The organism is Novosphingobium album (ex Hu et al. 2023) (genome assembly GCF_022832385.1).
Taxonomy (GTDB): domain Bacteria; phylum Pseudomonadota; class Alphaproteobacteria; order Sphingomonadales; family Sphingomonadaceae; genus Novosphingobium; species Novosphingobium album.
Window position 1 is genome coordinate 39,335 of sequence record NZ_JALHLE010000002.1, and the last position, 18,983, is coordinate 58,317.

Annotated in this window: 21 protein-coding genes; 11 read left to right on the forward strand and 10 right to left on the reverse strand. The window is 64.8% G+C overall.

Annotated elements, in window-relative coordinates; all coding sequences use genetic code 11:
- Window positions 1–4: 4 nt before the first annotated feature.
- The 3 genes from thrB to MTR64_RS01425 all read left to right on the forward strand — a co-directional run bounded on the left by thrB (window position 5) and on the right by MTR64_RS01425 (window position 2,665).
- Complete coding sequence (gene thrB, locus MTR64_RS01415) at window positions 5–985, forward strand: homoserine kinase (protein ID WP_243990020.1); 981 nt, start codon at window positions 5–7, stop codon at window positions 983–985.
- Window positions 982–1,416, forward strand: a complete 435-nt coding sequence (gene rnhA, locus MTR64_RS01420; protein ID WP_243990021.1) for a ribonuclease HI — start codon at window positions 982–984, stop codon at window positions 1,414–1,416. Before thrB ends, rnhA begins: the two co-directional genes overlap by 4 nt.
- A gap of 142 nt (window positions 1,417–1,558) precedes the next feature.
- On the forward strand, window positions 1,559–2,665 hold the full coding sequence (locus MTR64_RS01425; protein ID WP_243990022.1) for an FUSC family protein: 1,107 nt from the start codon (window positions 1,559–1,561) through the stop codon (window positions 2,663–2,665).
- Between the two features lie 5 nt (window positions 2,666–2,670).
- Here MTR64_RS01425 and MTR64_RS01430 read toward each other — a convergent pair whose 3' ends face one another.
- The 3 genes from MTR64_RS01430 to MTR64_RS01440 all read right to left on the reverse strand — a co-directional run bounded on the left by MTR64_RS01430 (window position 2,671) and on the right by MTR64_RS01440 (window position 4,923).
- Window positions 2,671–2,853 carry a YegP family protein gene (locus MTR64_RS01430; RefSeq protein WP_243990023.1) on the reverse strand — a complete coding sequence of 61 codons (183 nt, stop codon included), beginning with the start codon at window positions 2,851–2,853 and terminating at the stop codon, window positions 2,671–2,673.
- Between the two features lie 85 nt (window positions 2,854–2,938).
- Window positions 2,939–4,024 (reverse strand): NAD(P)/FAD-dependent oxidoreductase, encoded by a 1,086-nt coding sequence (locus MTR64_RS01435; protein ID WP_243990025.1) that lies wholly within the window; start codon window positions 4,022–4,024, stop codon window positions 2,939–2,941.
- 5 nt (window positions 4,025–4,029) lie between these two features.
- Entirely contained in the window at window positions 4,030–4,923 is an 894-nt protein-coding gene (locus tag MTR64_RS01440; RefSeq protein WP_243990027.1) for an alpha/beta fold hydrolase, read from the reverse strand.
- A 182-nt stretch (window positions 4,924–5,105) separates the two neighbouring features.
- On the opposite strand from MTR64_RS01440, the gene MTR64_RS01445 reads away from it, so the two are divergent.
- From MTR64_RS01445 to MTR64_RS01480, 8 genes are all read left to right on the forward strand, one after another.
- Window positions 5,106–5,816, forward strand: coding sequence for an A24 family peptidase (locus MTR64_RS01445; protein ID WP_243990029.1), 711 nt, complete (start codon window positions 5,106–5,108; stop codon window positions 5,814–5,816).
- 69 nt (window positions 5,817–5,885) lie between these two features.
- A complete protein-coding gene (gene cpaB, locus MTR64_RS01450) occupies window positions 5,886–6,890 on the forward strand; it encodes a Flp pilus assembly protein CpaB (RefSeq protein ID WP_243990030.1) in 1,005 nt (334 codons plus the stop codon).
- Between the two features lie 56 nt (window positions 6,891–6,946).
- The gene (locus MTR64_RS01455) at window positions 6,947–8,512 is read left to right on the forward strand and encodes a type II and III secretion system protein family protein (protein ID WP_243990031.1); all 1,566 of its coding nucleotides are present in this window, start codon (window positions 6,947–6,949) and stop codon (window positions 8,510–8,512) included.
- Between the two features lie 14 nt (window positions 8,513–8,526).
- Window positions 8,527–9,186: a CpaD family pilus assembly protein gene (locus MTR64_RS01460; RefSeq protein WP_243990032.1), complete on the forward strand. Its 660-nt coding sequence runs from the start codon at window positions 8,527–8,529 to the stop codon at window positions 9,184–9,186.
- A gap of 3 nt (window positions 9,187–9,189) precedes the next feature.
- Window positions 9,190–10,455, forward strand: coding sequence for a pilus assembly protein CpaE (locus tag MTR64_RS01465; protein ID WP_243990033.1), 1,266 nt, complete (start codon window positions 9,190–9,192; stop codon window positions 10,453–10,455).
- 65 nt (window positions 10,456–10,520) lie between these two features.
- Window positions 10,521–11,492 (forward strand): type II secretion system F family protein, encoded by a 972-nt coding sequence (locus MTR64_RS01470; protein ID WP_243990034.1) that lies wholly within the window; start codon window positions 10,521–10,523, stop codon window positions 11,490–11,492.
- A 20-nt stretch (window positions 11,493–11,512) separates the two neighbouring features.
- On the forward strand, window positions 11,513–12,532 hold the full coding sequence (locus tag MTR64_RS01475; protein WP_243990036.1) for a type II secretion system F family protein: 1,020 nt from the start codon (window positions 11,513–11,515) through the stop codon (window positions 12,530–12,532).
- A gap of 190 nt (window positions 12,533–12,722) precedes the next feature.
- Window positions 12,723–13,076: a hypothetical protein gene (locus tag MTR64_RS01480; protein ID WP_243990037.1), complete on the forward strand. Its 354-nt coding sequence runs from the start codon at window positions 12,723–12,725 to the stop codon at window positions 13,074–13,076.
- A gap of 82 nt (window positions 13,077–13,158) precedes the next feature.
- Here MTR64_RS01480 and MTR64_RS01485 read toward each other — a convergent pair whose 3' ends face one another.
- The 7 genes from MTR64_RS01485 to MTR64_RS01515 form a co-directional block, all read right to left on the reverse strand.
- Window positions 13,159–13,428 (reverse strand): hypothetical protein, encoded by a 270-nt coding sequence (locus tag MTR64_RS01485; RefSeq protein ID WP_243990039.1) that lies wholly within the window; start codon window positions 13,426–13,428, stop codon window positions 13,159–13,161.
- Window positions 13,429–13,444: 16 nt separating this feature from the next.
- A complete protein-coding gene (mtnP, locus tag MTR64_RS01490; protein WP_243990041.1) occupies window positions 13,445–14,335 on the reverse strand; it encodes an S-methyl-5'-thioadenosine phosphorylase in 891 nt (296 codons plus the stop codon).
- Window positions 14,325–14,966, reverse strand: coding sequence for a TetR family transcriptional regulator (locus MTR64_RS01495; protein ID WP_243990043.1), 642 nt, complete (start codon window positions 14,964–14,966; stop codon window positions 14,325–14,327). The genes mtnP and MTR64_RS01495 overlap by 11 nt, the downstream gene beginning before the upstream one ends.
- Window positions 14,967–14,981: 15 nt before the next feature.
- The gene (locus MTR64_RS01500) at window positions 14,982–15,767 is read right to left on the reverse strand and encodes an SDR family oxidoreductase (RefSeq protein WP_243990045.1); all 786 of its coding nucleotides are present in this window, start codon (window positions 15,765–15,767) and stop codon (window positions 14,982–14,984) included.
- Window positions 15,768–15,954: 187 nt separating this feature from the next.
- On the reverse strand, window positions 15,955–16,254 hold the full coding sequence (locus MTR64_RS01505) for a hypothetical protein (protein ID WP_243990047.1): 300 nt from the start codon (window positions 16,252–16,254) through the stop codon (window positions 15,955–15,957).
- An 83-nt stretch (window positions 16,255–16,337) separates the two neighbouring features.
- On the reverse strand, window positions 16,338–17,804 hold the full coding sequence (locus tag MTR64_RS21435) for a 2OG-Fe(II) oxygenase family protein (RefSeq protein ID WP_243990049.1): 1,467 nt from the start codon (window positions 17,802–17,804) through the stop codon (window positions 16,338–16,340).
- A 7-nt stretch (window positions 17,805–17,811) separates the two neighbouring features.
- Entirely contained in the window at window positions 17,812–18,975 is a 1,164-nt protein-coding gene (locus MTR64_RS01515) for an aspartyl/asparaginyl beta-hydroxylase domain-containing protein (protein ID WP_243990051.1), read from the reverse strand.
- Between the last annotated feature and the right edge of the window lie 8 nt (window positions 18,976–18,983).

An 18,983-nucleotide genomic window follows, 5' to 3' on the forward strand; every position in this document is an offset into this window, starting at 1 on the left:
CGGCATGGCAGTCTATACCCGGCTCGGCGCGGAAGAGATGGGCGCGATCATCGCGACCTTCGACGTGGGCAGCCTCGTTTCAGCCAAAGGCATCGCCGAGGGCGTGTCCAACAGCAACTGGCTGATCGAGACGCAGGACGAGCAAGATATCGCGCACCGCTTCATCCTGACGATGTACGAGAGCCGGACCGACATCTCGGACCTGCCTTTCTTCCTCGACCTGCTCGATCATCTGGCCGCCAACGGTTGTCCGGTACCACGCACGATCCACGACCGCGATGGCGCCAGCCACCGCTTTCATCAGGGAAAGGCACTGGCGCTGATCGAGTTCCTGCCTGGCGTCTCGGTCTCCGATCCCACGCCCGGCCAGGCCCGCGCCGTCGGCGCGGCGCTGGCGCAAGTCCATCTCTCCGCCGCCGGTTTCGGCGACACGCGCGCCAATTCGATGGGGCTGAAAGCCTGGCAGCAGTTGCTAGGCGATTGCGGTCATGAGGGTCTTGCCTCGATCCACCCCGAACTCGCCCGCATCGTCGATCGTGAACTGGCCGCGCTCGAGGCCGGATGGCCCACCGACCTGCCGCGCGGCGTGATCCATGCCGACCTGTTTCCTGACAATGTCCTGATGCTCGGCGACAGGGTTACCGGCCTCATCGACTTCTACTTCGCCTGTACTGACATAACAGCCTACGATGTGGCCGTTACCCATGCGGCATGGTGCTTCAGCGCGGATGGCACGCAGTTCATTCCCGCCCTGTCCACCGCACTTCTCGAGGGGTACGAAAGCGTGCGTGTCCTTTCGCCGGAAGAACACGCCGCCCTGCCATTGCTGGCACGCGGCGCGGCAATGCGATTTCTGGCAACGCGTGCCTATGACTGGCTGAACACCCCGGCCGATGCGCTGGTCACGCCCAAGGACCCGATGGCATTCGCGCGCAGGCTCAAATTCTATGCCGATCCGGGCAATGCGGGAGTCTTCGCAGCATGAAACAGATCGACATCTTCACAGACGGCGCCTGCAAGGGCAATCCCGGCCCCGGCGGCTGGGGCGTGCTGCTGCGCATGGGGCCGCACGAAAAGGAAATGTCCGGCGGCGATCCCGAAACCACCAACAACCGCATGGAAATGACTGCCGTCATCAAGGCGCTCAACGCCCTGACAGAGCCCTGCGACGTGACCCTGCACACCGACAGCCGCTATGTGATCGACGGGATCACCAAATGGGTTCACGGCTGGAAGAAGAAAGGCTGGGTCAATTCCAGCAAGCAGCCCGTGCGCAATGCCGACTTGTGGCACGACCTGATCGAAGCCGCCGCACGGCACAAGATCCACTGGGAATGGGTGCGCGGCCATGCGGGGCACGTCGAAAACGAGCGGGTCGACAAGCTCGCAAGCGACGCCGCGATCGCAGTGGGTTGAGAGCAGCGCGAACACTGCGCGCATTTTCATGCTGCGCACGCGAACAAAAATGCTGCAATTGCGAAACAATTGACGGTCATTGCTCTATTTGCAATCGCGTTGTCTCTTCAAACAACCGCAGACCGTCGCCATAGGCGCTGCCATGATCGAAGCGGCAAGGAACAGGATTACGCAGGAACTGCGCGCGCTGGCCACGCCGGGGCCGCGCATGGCCGATCAGGCCGCCTGCGTCGTGTCGGTCCTGCTGGCAATCGTCCTGGCGCAGATGGCAGGTGCCCGCATGGTGTCCTGGGCAGCCGTTTCCGCGCTGGTCCTGCTCAAGAGCGATACGCTCGAAACCCTGACCCGCGGCGTGATGCGCCTTATCGGTACGGCCATGGGCGCAGGTCTTGCGCTGCTCATCGTGCCCATCGCGGTGCACTCGATGCTGATCGCAAGTCTCAGCGCGGCAGTGGTCGGCGCTCTCGGCCTCTACGGTATGCTGACCGCCCGCAGGGCCTATGCCTGGCTGCTGTTCGGGCTGACGTTCGAGATCGTATTGTTCGACAAGCTGTCCTACCCGCATCTCGACACGCTGGAACTCGCCCGCACCCGGCTGATCGAAGTCGGTGCAGGGACCATCGCCTGCGTTCTCGTCAGCCTTGGTGCGGCGCTGCTGTCGGGCAGTGGCTGGATGCTCAATCGCAAGCCCCGCCCGGACCGCATGCGCTGGAACGCGCAGGCGGCCCGCCACTCTGCACAGGCTGGTCTGGCCCTTGCCCTACTTCCGCCAATCTACGCGACGACGCGTCTGCCCGAATTGTCCGGCACGGCAATCACGATCCTGGCTGTGATGATCGTGCCGGTTGCAGGCCTCGGCCAGAGCGGGTTGATACCGGTCAGCCGCAGGCTTCTCCACCGAGCAATCGGATGCATCGCGGGTGGCCTGCTGGCCATTGCCGTGCTGCTGCTGTCAGATGGCAGCCCGGTCATAATCGTCCTTGGAACCTGTCTGGGATTGGTGATCGGCCGCCATCTCGAAACCGGTGGCAGCGCGACCGCCTATATTGGCCTGCAGTTCTCGATTGCCCTGCTGATGGCGCTGGTGCCGGACAGCTACCGCCAGATGGACCCCGGCCTTGCCGTCGACCGGTTGATCGGCATTCTACTCGGCATGGCACTGCTGGAGCCGGTACTGCTCGCCTGGCACTTCATCGCCGCGCGCCTGCCGCATAGCGGCGGGCACGACGGGCCCGCCGCGGCAGCCTAAACCGCCTATTCGACGGTCTTGTCGACCACTTCGGCATCGGGGCCGTTCTTCTTGATGGAATCGATGGCGTTCTGAGCGGAAGCCTTGCTCGAATAGCCTTCGGTCCAGAACATCGTTTCGGCGTTGTAGCAGAAGTAGGCGACGAACTCGCCAGCCTTGTTTTTGCGGATTTCGAAACGATGCGCCATTGTGAGTCTCCTTTGAATGGTCCGGTGACACCTGAGCAATTAGCGTTAGCCAATGCAACCGCAGTGCCTCAGTTTCATGACTGCCTCAGGAAAACCGGGCAGGAGAGTACGGCGCGGGATCAATCTCACCACCGGCATCGCCCAGTAGCACGCGGGCGGCAAGTTCGGCGGCGGCGGGAGCGGTCTGGATGCCGAAGCCACCCTGCCCGGCAAACCAGAAGAACGCCGGGTCTTCGGGTGCGAAGCCGTAGACCGGCAACCGGTCCGGCGCGAAGGAGCGCAAACCGGCCCAGCGGTGTTCCAGCCGGCCGATCCGCCAGTCGACCACCTGCCCGAACCGGTCGATGGCCACGGCAACATCCATTTCCTCGGGCGCCGCATCGCAGGGCGGGCTCGGCGTCTCATCATGCGGACTGAGCCAGACGCGGCCATTCTCGGGCTTGAAATAGAAGGTCTCGGAGATGTCTAGCACCAACGGCAGGTCGTCGGATGCTGCAGGTGAAACGGCCAGTTGCGCAATCGTGCGGCGATAAGGCGTAATATCCATCTCGCGCACGCCTGCCATCCGCGCCACAGGATCGGCCCAGGCACCGGCCGCATTCACAACAATGCTCGCGGCCACCCGGCGCCCGTCGGTCAGAGACAGAGTCCATCCCCCGCTGGTACGCTCCGAACCGGCAAGGCCAGCCCGGCACCACAGACCGGCGCCCGCCTTGTGCGCCTGCGCCAGATAGTACTGATGCAGGCCGGCGACATCGATATCGCAACAGCTCGGTTCGTAGGCCGCGCATATCCAGTCCGGGCGAAGTCCCGGCACACGCCTTTCTATCCCGGACCGGTCGAACCATTCGACCTCGAGCCCGACCGCACTGTATTTCTCTATGAAAGCGGCAACCTGAGCTTCCTCCCCCGCGCGCCCAAGCGTGAGCGCGCGGCGCGGCGCCAGCAGCCCGAGTTCGTGCAAAACAGGACCGGACGCGGTCGTCAGCGGCTGCACACCCGGGCCGCCGTAGCTTTCAGACCAGAAGGCTGCAGAGCGGCCAGTGGTATGATAGCCGGGCCGCTCCTCGGCCTCGACCACCAGCACACGGGCGCGCGCACCGATCGCAGCAGCAAGCGAGGCACCAGCCATGCCGGCGCCAACAATGACGATATCGTAACGGGCATCCATCTCGATCAGCCCCTAGCCGGAACCACCCGGTCAAGAAACTCCCGGATTGCATCCATCGCGCGGTCGCGCACAGGATCAGCCTCGCGCAGGATCTCGTGGCGGCATTCCTTGCCGAAAGTGACGAGTTCGCCTTTCGGCAGACGCCGCACCGCCCGGCGGATCGCGGGCCAGGAAACCAGAGTATCGGCACGCGTGGCCAGCAACAGGACCGGCACCCGCACGGCTTCGAGCATGCCTGGCCGCTCGAGCAGCCGGATCGACGCCAGCGCACGTTCAACCCAGCCCCAGCTCGCCGCGCCCATCTCGATCGCGGGATGCTGGCGCCGCCACCAGAGCTCGTCCTCGTACCGCGACTTGTCGTGTGTCAGCAGCGCACTGCGGGCATGGGCGACGAGCTCGGGCTTTTCATTTCCTTTCCACGCCGGCCGCCGACGGTCACCCAGCGCCGTCATGCCCTTCGCCGCAAAGTGCAGAAGCCGGCTCGGCATCCAGGCCGGGTGGAGACCCAGCATGGGCGCAGAAAGCACCATGGCGTCTGGGCGTACCCGCCCTTCCGCGACCGCGCGCAACACGATGTGCCCGCCCATCGAATGCCCGATAGCCACACGCGGTCCAGCTGTGCGCGCGGACCAATCGGCCCAGAGCGCAGCGTAGTCCGCCACCCAGGTGCCGAAATCGCCAATGTGACCCGTCAGCGCGTCGCTGCCCAGCCGCCCGCTGTAGGCCTGTCCACGCCAGTCGGCAGAAGTGATCTGCCAGCCCTCGTCATGCCACTGGTCGAGTGCTTCCAGCCATTTTTCGTAAGCGTCGCCCCGCCCCGGCATGAACAGAATGGCTCCGCGCCGCAAGCCTGCCGGCGCCGCCCAATCCATCCGCCGCACGCCCCAGCCGTCCGGCATGCGCCAGTTGTTCTCCCGTGCGTCGGCCGGGATCGCCCTGCGCGCTGCGGACAGCGGTCGGCTGAAAACGGGAGATGTCAAACGGGAGATATCACTTGGCTAATTCCGTGCTCAGCCCACTGGTTACTTTTTAGTAAGCGATACCCGCTAGATCTCAACCCCGACTGAGGGGACACAATCACATGTCGGGCGGTATTTTTTCGTACCCACTGCTGGCAGCGTTGGCAATTGCGCTGCTTGTTGCCGCCTTTACCGACCTCAGGCGGCGCGAAATCGACAACTGGCTCAATGCCGCGATTGTGCTCGCAGCCCCCCTGTGGTGGCTGGCCATGGGCTTCGGCTGGCTCGATATGGGCTTCCAGATCGGCCTGGCCACCGTGACCTTCGTTTTTGCCTGCATCCTCTTCGCCACCGGCCAGATGGGCGGTGGTGACGTCAAGCTGCTCAGCGCGCTGGCCCTGTGGTTCACACCGCTCAGCTTTGCGCAGCTGGTCGTGCTGATGGCCGTGCTGGGCGGCGGAGCTTCAGTAGCGATGGCCGCCTTCAACATGAAGCGTGTCCCCGGCGAAATGCTACGCGACGGGCTGGCAGCGGTTGTCGCGCTCGCCTGGGTGTGGGGAGCCTTCGCCATCGTCTATTCACTGGCGACCCATCGCCCGCTGATCGACGACGGGACCGTTACGGCGATCACGGCCCTGCTCCAGCACGCATGGGCCTTCGCTCTCGCAGGTCTGATGCTGGTCCTAATTTTCACCTTCGGGTTCTTCCATATCATGAAGCGCCAGAAATCGCGACTTCCGATTCCCTATGGCATCGCGATCGCCGCTGCAGGCCTTTGGGTACTGGGCGAACAGACGCTTTCGGCCGCCCGTTTGGCCGCGCAATCGGGATGAACTCGATTTTAACCAATTTGCCCGATGGTTCACGCTCCATCGAGGGATTCTCAGGGGGCTTATCAAGCCATGGATAAGAAGAAGCTGGTGCTGCTGGTCGTAGCTCTGCTGGTCGCAGCGGGCACTGCATTCGCAGCCCGTTCGCTGTTTACGGGTGCTTCCGCACCTCAGGCGGAAGCCGTGCCCGTCCAGCCCAAGGGCCCCAAGGTCCTCGTCGCTCAGCGCGCACTTCCGGTCGGCACGATCATCACCGCTGACGCCGTGTCCTTCCAGGACTGGCCGCAGGAACTGGTCAAGGACGCCTACTTCATTGACGGCGAAGCCGACATGACCAAACTGCTCGGCACGGTCGTGCGTTATCCGATCACCGCCGGCCAGCCGCTGACCCAGGGCGGGCTCGTCTCTCCCGGTGACCGCGGCTTTCTCGCCGCCGCGCTCGGGCCGGGCATGCGCGCTGTCACCATCCCCGTTTCCGCCAAGACCGGCGTCGGCGGCTTCGTCTTCCCGGGCGACCACGTCGACCTGGTGCTGACGCAGTCGATCAGCGGCGACGGAGAACCGCTGCGCACGGCCGAAACCGTCCTGCGCAACCTGCGGGTCCTCGCAACCGACCACACCACCGACAACGACGTTGTCGATGGCAAGACCGTGGTTCGCGCCTTCAGCACTGTCACGCTCGAGGTTACCCCGCGCATCGCGGAAAAGGTCGCTGTCTCGCAGGACATCGGCACGATCAGCCTCTCGCTGCGTTCGATCGCCGACAATCAGGCCGATTTCGAACGTGCTCTTGCCAGCGGTGATATCAAGGTTCCCGAAGGCGCTACCAAGGAGCAGGAAGAACAGCTCATGCGCCAGGCCATGACGAAGCCGATCGAAGGCAACACGACCTATGTGACCGGCGGCGACGTTTCGCGCTTCCAGCGCTCCAGCCGTCCGGCGTTGTCGGGCCGGCAGAGCGGCATGGGAGCCGGTTCAGGCGGCGTCACGGCCGCCGGCCTGCCGGTACGCACCGGACCCGTCGTCCGCGTGACCCGCGGCAAGAACACCACTGAAGAAGTCGTGGGGAGCAAGTGATGGCAAACTCCCGGCGACACTCCACCACCCGTTTCAACGCCTTTGAGGGCATCTCCATGAAACCGCGCCTTATCAAGTCCGTACTGGCCACTGCCTGCGCGCTTTCGCCGCTCGCAGCGACGGTTTCGGCCCCGGTCACGGCCCAATCCGTGGTCCGCCCGGCCCAGAGCATCGACCTGTCGATCGGCAACGGCCAGTTGGTCAATGTGCCCGGCTCGATGACCGACGTCTTCGTCGCCAACGACCAGGTCGCCGATGTCCAGGTCAAGTCCCGCAGCCAGTTCTATGTCTTTGGCAAGGCAGGCGGCACCACCACGGTCTATGCCAGCGACGGTTCGGGCAAGGTGGTCTGGTCGGGCACGATCCGGGTCGGCTCCAACATCGACAGCGTCGACTCGATGCTGCGCCTGGCGATGCCGGAAGCCAAGATCGGGGTTTCGACCATGGGATCGGACACCTTCCTCCTGACCGGCACCGTCAAGACGCCGGAAGACGTCTCGGAAGCCCAGCGCCTCGTTCAGGCCTATGTGGGCGAGAAGGCGAACGTGATCAGCCGTCTGCGCATGGCGACGCCACTGCAGGTGAACCTGCAGGTCCGCATCGCCGAAGTCAGCCGCTCGCTGGTCAAGTCGCTGGGAGTCAACCTGACCACGATGGATGCGACCAGTGGATTCAAGTTCGGCATCGGACAGGGTTCCCCGATCGCTTCGAACGGCGTTTTCACTCCGGGGCGCGTTCTCGGGGTCGGCAACATCCCCTATCAGTACGCGATCGACCCGATCACGGGTGAACTGACGAAGGTGGCAGGCACCAGCGTCGCGCAGACAACCACCGGCACCACACTCGGCATGGCTGGCCATTTGCTCGGCCTAGACATCCTTGGCGCCCTCGACGCGGGCGAGACCGTCGGCCTCGTCTCCACGCTGGCGCAGCCCAACCTGACCACGCTGTCGGGCGAAACCGCTGATTTCCTGGCCGGTGGCGAATATCCGATCCCGATCAGCCAGGGCCTCGGCTCGACTTCGGTCGAATACAAGAAATACGGCGTCAGCCTCTCCTACACGCCGACGGTGCTGGCGAACGGTCGCATCTCGATGCGGGTACGCCCGGAAGTCTCGGAACTTTCGAGCCAAGGTTCGGTCAGTCTCAACGGCTACGAAGTGCCCGCCCTCACCGTGCGCCGCACGGAAACCACGATCGAACTCGGCTCGGGCCAGAGCTTCATGATCGCCGGCCTGCTGAGCAACAACACGGCCAACACGATCCAGAAGATGCCCGGCGCCGGCGACCTGCCGATCCTGGGCTCGCTGTTCCGTTCGACCAGCTACAAGCGCGGCGAGACGGAGCTGGTGATCGTCGTCACGCCCTACCTGGTCAATCCGGTCAATGCCTCGCAGATCGCGCTGCCGACCGACGGCTTCAGTTCGCCTAACGAATTGCAGCGTCTGCTCGGCAACATGGAAAACGACGGCGTCACCGGCGGCAAGCGCCCCGGCCCGTCACAGGCGCCGGCAGCCACGGACGGTCCGGGCATCGGTGCGGCGGACCTGCCCGCGAAGGGCAAGAAGGTCAAGCGCACCGCATCCGATGACAGCGCCAAGCCCGGCTTCAGCCTGAAGTGAGAAAGGTGAACACCATGCGTTCTTCCCAACCGGCCCGGACTGCCCGCTTCAGCGGCGCCGCGCTCGCTCTCTCGCTGGGCCTCGCCCTTGCTGGATGTGGCGGCATTCCGACCAACCGCTCGATGTATTCGGTGCATCAGCCCGTGGTCGAAAAGGTCAACTATACGCTCGACCTCACCACCGGTGGCTCGGGCCTCGCCTATGGCGAACAGGGCCGCCTTGCCGGCTGGTTCGACGCGATGGGCCTGAAATACGGCGACAAGGTCTACGTCGATGATCCGGCTGGCAACGCCGCAGCACACAGTGCGATCGAGGCCGTGGCTTCACGGTACGGGATCCTGATTGGCGACGACGCGCCCGCGACGGCCGGATACGTAACCCCCGGCACCGCGCGGGTGGTGATCGTGCGCAGCAAGGCCTCGGTGCCGGGCTGCCCGGACTGGTCATCCAAGAGCGACTTCAATCCGAACAACGGCCTGTCCAGCAACTTCGGCTGCGCCACCAACAGCAACCTCGCGGCGATGGTCGCCAATCCCGAGGATTTGCTGCGCGGCGCCGACAGCACCGGATCCACCGTCACGATGAGCTCCAACAAGGCCATCGACGCTTATCGCGAAGCCAAGCCTACCGGCAATGGCAACACCGTGTCCGCAACCAACAGCAAGAGCAACTGAGCCATGAACGCACCGTGGAAATCCGGCAGCCCCAACGGGCGTGACCAGTTCGCCGCCTACCTCTGCGACGAAGCCTCGCTCGACGTCCTGCGCCCGGTGGCCATGGAATTGGGCTGGCAGCCGGAGAAATGCAACAAGGGCGGCCTGCGCAATGCGGTGCAGTCGCTGTCCATCACCGCCTCGCCCAACATCTTGCTGGTCGATCTGTCGGAAAGCGGCGACCCGCTCAACGACATCAACGCACTGGCCGAAGTCTGCGAGCCAGGTACGATCGTGGTCGCCGTGGGCCAGGTCAACGACGTGCGCCTTTATCGCGACCTCGTTGCCAGCGGCATCCACGATTACCTGCTCAAGCCGCTTTCGCCCGGTCAGCTCCGCGACGCACTGGCACAAGCCCAGGCCGTGTTCTCGGCTCCCAAGCATGCTGATTCAGGCTCGGCCAAGGAACACATCGCAACAGCCGTGATCGGCACGCGCGGCGGTACCGGAGCCTCGACCATCGCCACCTCGCTCGCCTGGCTGTTCAGCGCCGACAACAAGATGCCGACAGCACTGCTCGATCTCGACATTCACTTCGGCACCGGTGCGTTGTGCCTCGACCTCGAGCCCGGACGCGGCCTCACTGATGCGATCGAAAACCCGAGCCGCATCGATGGCCTGTTCATCGAACGCGCGATGATCCGCGCCAACGACAATCTCGCGATCCTCTCGGCCGAGGCACCGATCGGTTCGCCACTAATGACCGACGGCACCGCTTTCCTCCAGCTCGAGGAAGAGTTCCGGCAGGCATTCGAGATGTCGGTGATCGACATGCCGCGCAACATGCTGATCAACTTCCCGCAGCTCGTCGCGAGCGTGAACGTGGTGGTTCTGGCCGCCGAAATGACGCTGGCTTCGGCGCGCGATACGATCCGCCTCCTGTCCTGGCTCAAGGCCAATGCTGCGCATGCACGGGTGATCGTGGTGGCAAACAAGGTACAGCCCAATCTCGCCGAAATCAGCAAGGCCGATTTCGAGGCTTCGATCGAAAGCAAGATTCAGCTGTCGATCCCCTACGACATCAAGGGCGCTTCGATGGCTGCCAAGCTTGGCCAGACGTTCGCGGATGCCAACCGTTCGAGCAAGGCGGGCGGCGCGATCCGCGAGCTTGCAGCCATGATTGCCGACGGGAGCGCCGACGACGGCGCATCGGCCAAGAAGTCGCTGCTGAGCAAGCTGGATATCAAGTCCATGATTCCCAAGGCTAAGAAGGCGGAAGCGGCGCAATGACGGCAGGCGCCGGGACCACCCCGGTGCAGGGTCTGCCCGCAAGGACGTAGAGGCACGACAGGCACATGAACATTCTTCCGGCGATTCTGGTGGCAGTGGGCCTGCTGAGCGTCCTGGCACTCGTCTGGGCGGCGCTATCCGGTCCATCTCCTGCGAAGGAATCAACGCGCCGCCTGCGCGCCGTTCGCTTCCGGCATTCGAACAATGCCGTTGACCGTGTCGAGGCGCAGATGCGCAGGGCAGTCGCGGCGCGCAAGCCCAGGACGCACAAGGTCGCCGGGTCCGGTTCACGCGTCGATGCCCTGGCACTGCGCCTCCACCGTACCGGCAAGCCCTGGACGGTTTCTCAGTATCTCTATGCCTCGCTCGGTCTGGGCGTTGCCATGGCCCTGATCGTCTTTCTCAAGTCCGGCGCTCTGTTCCTGTCGCTGGCAGTGGGCCTTTTCGCCGGTGCGGGTATTCCCCACATGGTCGTGGGCTTCTTCATCAAGAAGCGCTCCAACAACTTCACCGTAAAATTTGCCGATGCCATCGATTTGCTGGTACGCGGATTGCGCTCGGGCCTTCCGGTCACCGAGACGCTCGGTGTCGTCGCGCAGGAAGTGCCCGGCCCGGTCGGCGAGGAATTCAAGCTCGTCACAGACCGCATCAAGGTCGGCAAGACCATGGAGGACGCGCTCCAGGAAACCGCCGACCGTCTGGCGATGCCGGAATTCAACTTCTTCTGCATCACGCTCGCCATCCAGCGCGAAACCGGCGGCAACCTTGCCGAGACGCTGGCCAACCTGGCCGATGTGCTGCGCAAGCGTGCCCAGATGAAACTCAAGATCCGCGCCATGAGCTCGGAGTCGAAGGCCTCGGCCTACATCGTGGGCGCCTTGCCCTTCATCGTGTTCGCCATGATCTGGTGGATCAGCCCGAAATACATCGGCCAGTTCTTTGTCGATGAACGCCTGATCGTCGCCGGTCTGGGCGGTCTTGTCTGGATGGCCATCGGTGGCTTCATCATGGCCAAGATGGTCAGCTTCGAAATCTGATCGGGGGAACGTCAGGAACCATGCTCGAACAATCCACCGGTCCGACTCTCCTCGGCTTCAACGTCTTCTTCGTCGCCACCATCCTGGCGCTGGTCGCGGCCGGCGCCGTGATAACCGCGATCTATGCGGCCGTGACGGTGACCGACCCGATGGCCAAGCGCGTCAAGGCGCTCAACCAGCGCCGCGAAGCCCTCAAGGCCGGTATCACCACGAGCGCGCGCAAGCGCCAGAGCGTGGTCCGCCGCAATGACACCACCGACAAGATCGGCGACTTCCTCGGCAAGTTCAAAATGCTGCAGGACAGCCAGGTCAAGACTATTGAGCAGAAGCTCGCGCAGGCCGGCATCCGCAACAAGGAATGGGCCGTCGCGGTGGTCTTCGCGCGCCTCGTCCTGCCGATCGCGCTGGGCGCTATCGCCGGTATCGTGATCTACTGGATCGACTATTTCCCCGAGTGGAGCAGCTTAAAGAAATTCATGGGCTTCGCATTGATGGTCGGCGCCGGTTACAAGGGGCCGGACATCTACATCCAGAACATGGTGGACAAGCGTACCGACGCAATCCGCAAGGGTTTGCCCGATGCGCTCGACCTGCTCGTGATCTGTGCCGAAGCGGGCCTGACGGTCGATGCCGCCTTCGAGCGCGTCGCCCGCGAACTGGGCCGCGCATACCCCGAACTGGGCGACGAGTTCTCGCTCACCTCGATCGAGCTGTCGTTCCTCACCGAACGCCGGCAAGCGTTCGAGAACCTCGCCTGGCGCGTCAATCTGGACGCGGTGAAGGGCGTCGTCACCACCATGGTGCAGACCGAACGGTACGGCACCCCGCTGGCATCCGCGCTGCGCGTGCTCTCCGCCGAATTCCGCAACGAGCGCATGATGCGCGCCGAGGAAAAGGCCGCCCGCCTGCCCGCTATCATGACCGTGCCGCTGATCCTGTTCATCCTGCCGGTGCTGTTCATCGCCATTCTCGGCCCGGCCGCCTGCTCGATCTCCGATGCCTTCTCCGGGGGCGACCCGAAGCCGCCGCCGTCGCACTGATCCGATCGCCGCACCAGCCTTTCGGCCCCGCCCCGGACACCGGGAGCGGGGCCGAATGCCTTTTGACGCGACGAAACGATGCCCGCAAGCTTTCGCCCGAAACGCTCGTCAGGTTCCTGTCAGGCCTGCCCAGCACAGAAGTCGTCACAGGGAACACTGTCGGGGGCGATGACAGAGGAGTTTGAAAGTTATGTTCAAGATCTCGCCGAAAACGAGCTGCCTTGCCGGTGCAACCCTTGCTCTGGCGCTGACCGCAAGCCCGGCTCTCGCCGGGCCCGGCGGTGGAATGGGCGGCGGCATGGGCGGCGGCATGGGGGGAGGATCCATGGGCGGGTCCATGATGATGGGCTCATCGTCCGGCCTGGGGTCGATGGACCGCATGCGCATGCAGGACCGCGTGCGTGACCGGGACCAGGCCCGCGAGATGAAGCAGGAGCACATCCGCACGCAATCGCAAACGCAGAGCCGCGATCAGGCGCGGACCATGACGCAAACCCAGACCCAGGACATGGGCGCCAGCGCTGCCGCAACCCCCGGCAACTGACAGGACCCCTTCGGGTCGCAACCTTCACCCCTCCCCGGCCCTGCCGCGGGAGGGTTTTCTTTCACCACCTGCATCCGATCGCTCAGGCGGGCGTCTCGGTCAGTTCCGCGATCTCGAAGCGGTAGTCCTTCCAGCCACGCATTCGGACGCCATCTTCGGCAGCCGTCCGTAATTTCCTCGCTTCGGCCAGAGACCGGGTATGGCCCCAGAAGACCTCGGTCTTCCCGTTCTCCAGTTCTGCAACGATGCGCCAGTAGTGAGTAAAGGAATCGGCCGTCGGGCCGATTGTCTTCACATAACCGTCGGGCATCGTGGCGGTAAGGTAGCGTTTCCGGCTGGACCTGCGCGCCATGAAACGGTCCGGTCCCTCAATCCTGCTCGCCGAACACCCGGCAGGCCACCGCGTCCAGCCGTGCGATCACGGCAGGATCGCGCGCTTCGGGCGCTGTGATGAAAGCGTGTTCCAGCGCCTTGTCGATGGGGCTGGGTTCGCGCATTTGCGGCAGGGAACCTGCAAGTGCGGCCACGGTCGCACGGGCGGTGCGGGCATTGGCGTGGAGTACGGCCAGAACGTCCGTTACCTCGACACCCGCTTCCTCCTCGCGCCAGCAGTCGTAGTCGGTGACCATCGCAAGGATCGCGTAGGGCAGTTCGGCTTCCCGGGCGAGACGGGCCTCGGGCATCGCCGTCATGCCGATCACGTCCGCGCCCCACGACTGGTACATGCGGCTTTCGGCGCGGGTAGAGAACTGCGGCCCTTCGATCGCGACATAGCAGCCGCCATTATGCACCTCGCCCCCGGCCCGGCGCGCCGATCCGGCCAACATAGTCGAAAGCCGGGCGCAGACCGGATCGGCCAGGCTGACATGGGCCACGAGACCAGGTCCGAAGAAACTGTTGGCACGCGCGGTGGTGCGATCGATAAACTGGTCCACCGCCACGAACTGGCCCGGTGCCATGTCTTCGCGCAGCGAGCCCACCGCCGAAAGCGAGATGACGTCTGTCACCCCGCAGCGCTTGAGTACGTCTATATTGGCCCGATAGTTCACTTGCGCGGGCGGGATGCAGTGCCCTGCCCCGTGTCGCGCCAGGAAGGTGAAGCGCACGCCGCCCAGCCGTCCGGTGACGACCGGCCCGGAAGGCTCGCCGAACGGGCTGGACACCGCGATTTCCTGCGCGTCCTCCAGATCGATTCCGGCAGCGAGGCCTGACCCGCCGATAACGCCTATGTGCCAGAAACTGCTTTTCTCAGCGCGCAAGGATACCTGCCATGATGATGTCGATGGTGTGCTCGCGATAGCGGTCGCGCAGTTCCTCGGTCAACGTATCCTGATCGAAACAGTGCTTGAGAATCAACCGCGTCGAGAAGAAGCGGTCCACCGCGCCGGTGACCGTGATATAGAAAAGCTGCGGGTCGATCTCGCGGAACACACCCGCCTTGACGCCGTCTCCGATCAGCTGCTCGTAGGCGCGGTAGATCGGCGAGAGGTAACAATCGGCAATCCGGCGCGCCTCGGCATCGTCGCTTTCGCGGATCACGCGCATCGTCAGACGGTTAAGGTATGGCACTTCGTAGAAGGTATCGACCACCTTCCACAGATGCCGCCGCAGCTTGGCCTCGGGCGACCAGCCATCCTTCGCCACCAGCGCGTCGACGCTGGTGACGATGGCCTGCCAGTCCCGGTCGAGCAGCGCCTTGAGCAGCCCGGCCTTGTTGCCGAAGTAATATTTGACCAGTGCCGAATTGAGGCCCGAGCGCAAACTCAGCTCGGACAACGAGATGTCGATCACGTCGCCTTCGCGCATGATCGCGCTGGCCGTATCGAGCAACAGGTCGCGCGCGCCCGGAGGCGCCGCGAGGCCTGATGCCGTTTCCGGTGTGCCTCTCACCGGCACAGCCAGCCCTTACTTGGGGCCCATGCGGATCGCCCCGTCGAGGCGGACCGATTCACCGTTGATATAATCGTGCTCGACCATGAACAGCGCCAGCTTGGCGTATTCCTCTGCCTTGCCCAGGCGCTTGGGGAACGGCACCATCGACGCCAGCGCATCCTGCACCTGCTGCGGCATGCCAGCCATCATCGGCGTCTCGAAGATGCCCGGCAGGATGGTGTTTACGCGAATGCCGTCGTTCATCAGGTCGCGCGCAACCGGCAGGGTCATCGCCAGCACGCCGCCCTTCGAGGCGCCATAGGCGGCCTGCCCGATCTGGCCGTCCTGCGCCGCGACCGACGCGGTGTTGACGATGGCACCGCGCGAACCCTGCGCGTCGACCGGATCGAGGGTGACCATGCCCGCGGCCGACTTGCTGATGCAGCGGAATGTGCCGACGAGATTGATGGCGATGGCCCGCTCGAACAGCGCCATGTCGTGGGCGCGCGGTTCACCGGTCTCACGGTTCTTGCCCACGGTCTTGGCGGCAGGCGCGATACCTGCGCAGTTCACGAGAACGCGTTCCTGGCCATTGGCCGCGCGGGCCTTGGCGAAGCCGGCATCCACGCTGGCATCGTCAGTCACGTTGACTTCGCAGAACACGCCGCCGATTTCGCTCGCAATCGCCTCGCCCGCTTCGCCATTGAGATCGAAGATCGCAACCTTCACGCCTTGCGCGGCAAGCGCCCGCGCGGTGGCGGCGCCGAGACCCGAGGCACCACCGGTAACGACGGCGGCAACGCTGCTATCAAGCTTCATCTTTGGCATTCCTTTCCTGAGCGCACCGCTTGCTCCCACCGCGAGTTCAGCAACGGGAAACGGCCGACGATTTAATCAGTCGGTTAAACAGCAGCTTCGGACAGGTCAATCGCGAGAGACGAAATCCCGCCGTGGCGTGGTCAGCCCGATCGGGAAGCCAGTTTGCGAAAGCGCGGAACCGTTCCTCTCAACCCGCGGGTTGCAGGCCGCGCTGGACCTGCGAACGTTCGATGTTGGCGCGATCGCTGCGGCGCTGCTCGTCCCACTCACTCTTGTGCATGCAGACCTTCTTGGACCGCAGCAGCGAACCGATTTGCTGGATCCGCTCGCAGACAATCGGATCGGCCTTCTTCGCGGCATCCGCGCCGTCTACGACGGCCGTGTTGGTCCTGGGCTCTTCCTGCGCAGTCTCGGAAGCCGGCTCCGCGCCAGCCGTAAAGGCCGTCAGAGCAGCAACAGAAACAAGAATACGCGAAACAATGTGCATAGCACCTCCGTGGTGCGAACCAATCGCTCAAGCACCCGTCATTTGGGGGGATGAAACGAGCCTATGGGTATTTGAAAATTTGTTCAAGTCCGGGCGATATCGAACGCGATGGTCATACGTTCACCGGCGCGGAAAGGGCGTGTGCCGTGCCACATCCAGCTCGGGAACAGGACCAGCCGGGCCTCGGCTGGCATAATGGTTGTCCGCGGCGGAAGGTCGATCCCCAGACCGGCGGGTGCACCACCCAGTTCCAGATGCCCTTCCCCGCCTTCCAGACCATCGGGGACGGAAACATAGAGCGCCGAACTGATCCAGCCTTGCGGATGGTGGTGAGCTGCATGGAAACCCGAGTCCGTCAGCCGCACCGACCAGCTTCCGGCAAAGCGTGGACGGGGGAAGCGCTTCTGGGACAGCATCGGGTGTTCGGGATCGGCGTCGGGCAGCGCGGCGGCGAAGCTGGCCACTTCCCGGCGCAGCACTTCGCGCACGCGCGCGATTTCCGGTTCAGTGCGGGCCAGCAGCGCCCCTTCAGTCTGTGTTCCCTCACGCACCGACTGGTCAAGGAACCGCCCGGAGCTCTCATGCAACCGCTGCAAAAGCGCACGCAGCGAGACCAGCCCGATCTCATTCGGGTCGAGATCGACGACCTTCCACAACCCGGCCGCCCCATCGAGCCAGTCAGCCCGGGGATCGCCAGCAAGCCGCCAGGCAAGTGCGGCGTAGGGCCAGACGCTCTCGGCGCCCGCCTGTCCCAGCCAGGGCTCGATGACAGCCGCTGCCTGCTCTGGGTTTCCCCTGCGCAACCAGTGGCGGGCCAGCCATACGGCATGGCCGTTGTCAGCCGGAGCCCCGAGCGCCTCGAACAGGCTTGCGGCTTCCTCGCTCCGCCCGGTTTCATCGAGCGCGGCAGCCCGCGGCAGGACGTAGGGCGCCAGCGCGCCGCGCAAGGCGATGGCCCTATCCGCGCGCTCCAGTGCCTCTGCATAGCGCTCACCCTCCAACGGCAAGGCAATGCCCATGCGGTGCAGGTCGTCTCCTTGCGGAAACCGCGCCAGCGCCCGGTCGATGCTGGCCAGAACCCTGTCGCCCTTGCCCAGCAGCGCTGCCATCTGGGCATATTGCCGGTGCCCTTCCATCCAGCCGGGATTGGCCGCGAGCATCGCATCGAGTTCGGCGAAACCGCGCTCACCTTGCCCTTCGGCAAACCGGGCCGAGGCCAGGCCGAGCCGGATTTCAGCCTTGGCGGGCGCCATCCGGATCGCCTGCTCAAACAGCGCCGAAGCGGGGCGCCCGGCTTCCAGCGTGACATGGGCCAGCGCATGCGCCAGGCCGGAACTGTCCGGTGCATAGTGGCGCGCCTGCTCCAGCGCCGCGATCGCCTCGCTACGCCGGTCGAGCGCACGGCGCAGCATCGCCGCCCAGTGCAACAGCGTTACATCGCCGGGATGGTCTTCCAGATAGACGGAAAGCCGGGCTTCGGCCTCAACCTCGGTGCCGTTGGCCAATGCCTGTTCCGCCAGTGCCGCAAGCGTGTCCGCATCGTCGCCCACAGGCACCTCAGCCTTGCCCCGCCGGAGCGCCTTCGGACGCGATCATCGCCGCGACCGCCTGCCGTTCCACCTCCGACAGACCGGGATGCCAGGCATCGAAAATGAGCACGACGCGCAAGGCATCACTGGGATTCAACGCTTCGTGCTCCATGGTATCGTCGAAGGCAAAGGCCTCGCCTTCGCGCCACATCCGGGTTTCAGCGCCGACGCGGAACCAGCACCCTTCCGGCACCACGAGCGGCAGGTGGCAGACCAGCCGGGTGTTGTCGACACCGACGTGCGGCGGGATCGCGGTGCGCGGTGCCAGCAGCGAGAACATCGCATTCGGCGATGCGCCCGGCACGCGCGGCTGTGGAATGCGCGAGAGAATCTCCATCGTACGCGGCGCCTGAACAGCGTTTTCCGGCACTTCCACGCCTTGCTTCAGCAAGTGGATCGCGGACCAGTCGGTGTTCCGGTTCAGCGGCCGCCACTGGTCCAGCGCCTCTCGCTCCTCGTACTGGATGTAAGGCTCCAGTTCCGCGCGCCCCGACTTGAGCAGCGCCAGCATTTCCTCGCGGATGTCCTCGAAGCCGGCTTCCAGCTCCGCCAGCCAGGGCGTGGTGTGGCGCGGATGGAACTCGCGCTCGACGAGGCCCGGATAATGGAAGTGCGTGGGCTGCGAATGATAGACCCGGGTCTTGCGCAGCACGTTGTCGCGAAAGCGCGCGATACGCCAGTTCTGATCTTCGTCCGCGGCCGAGGCTGCATCCCTGCCGGCCTGCGTCAGCCTCTGTTCGCGCTCTGCCTGCCACGCCGCATGGAAGGCCTCCCCTGCCGCAAGCGCGGCAGCCAGCGGCGGAGCCAGCGGCGTATCGGGCTTCTGCAAGATCGCCTCGGCCCAGGCCTCGCCCGCGCCGGGATCGCCGAGCCGTTCGAGCAGCCCGGCCCGCATCACCAGCGCCATGAAATCGAGCGGAACCAGTTCCAGCGCACGATGCACCGCGTCCAGCGCCCGGCGCGGCTGGCGCAGCGCTCGGCGCAGGCCTGCCAGCTTGAGCCAGTGTGCTGCGGCCTCCCCGCCCGTGGCCGGATGATCCGCCAGCAAGTCTTCGAGCTGCTGGGCGGCTGCGGGCAACTGGCCGGCGGCGACAAGCCGGTCGACATCGGCGAAGGCGGGTGCGCTCGTCATGGCCGGAA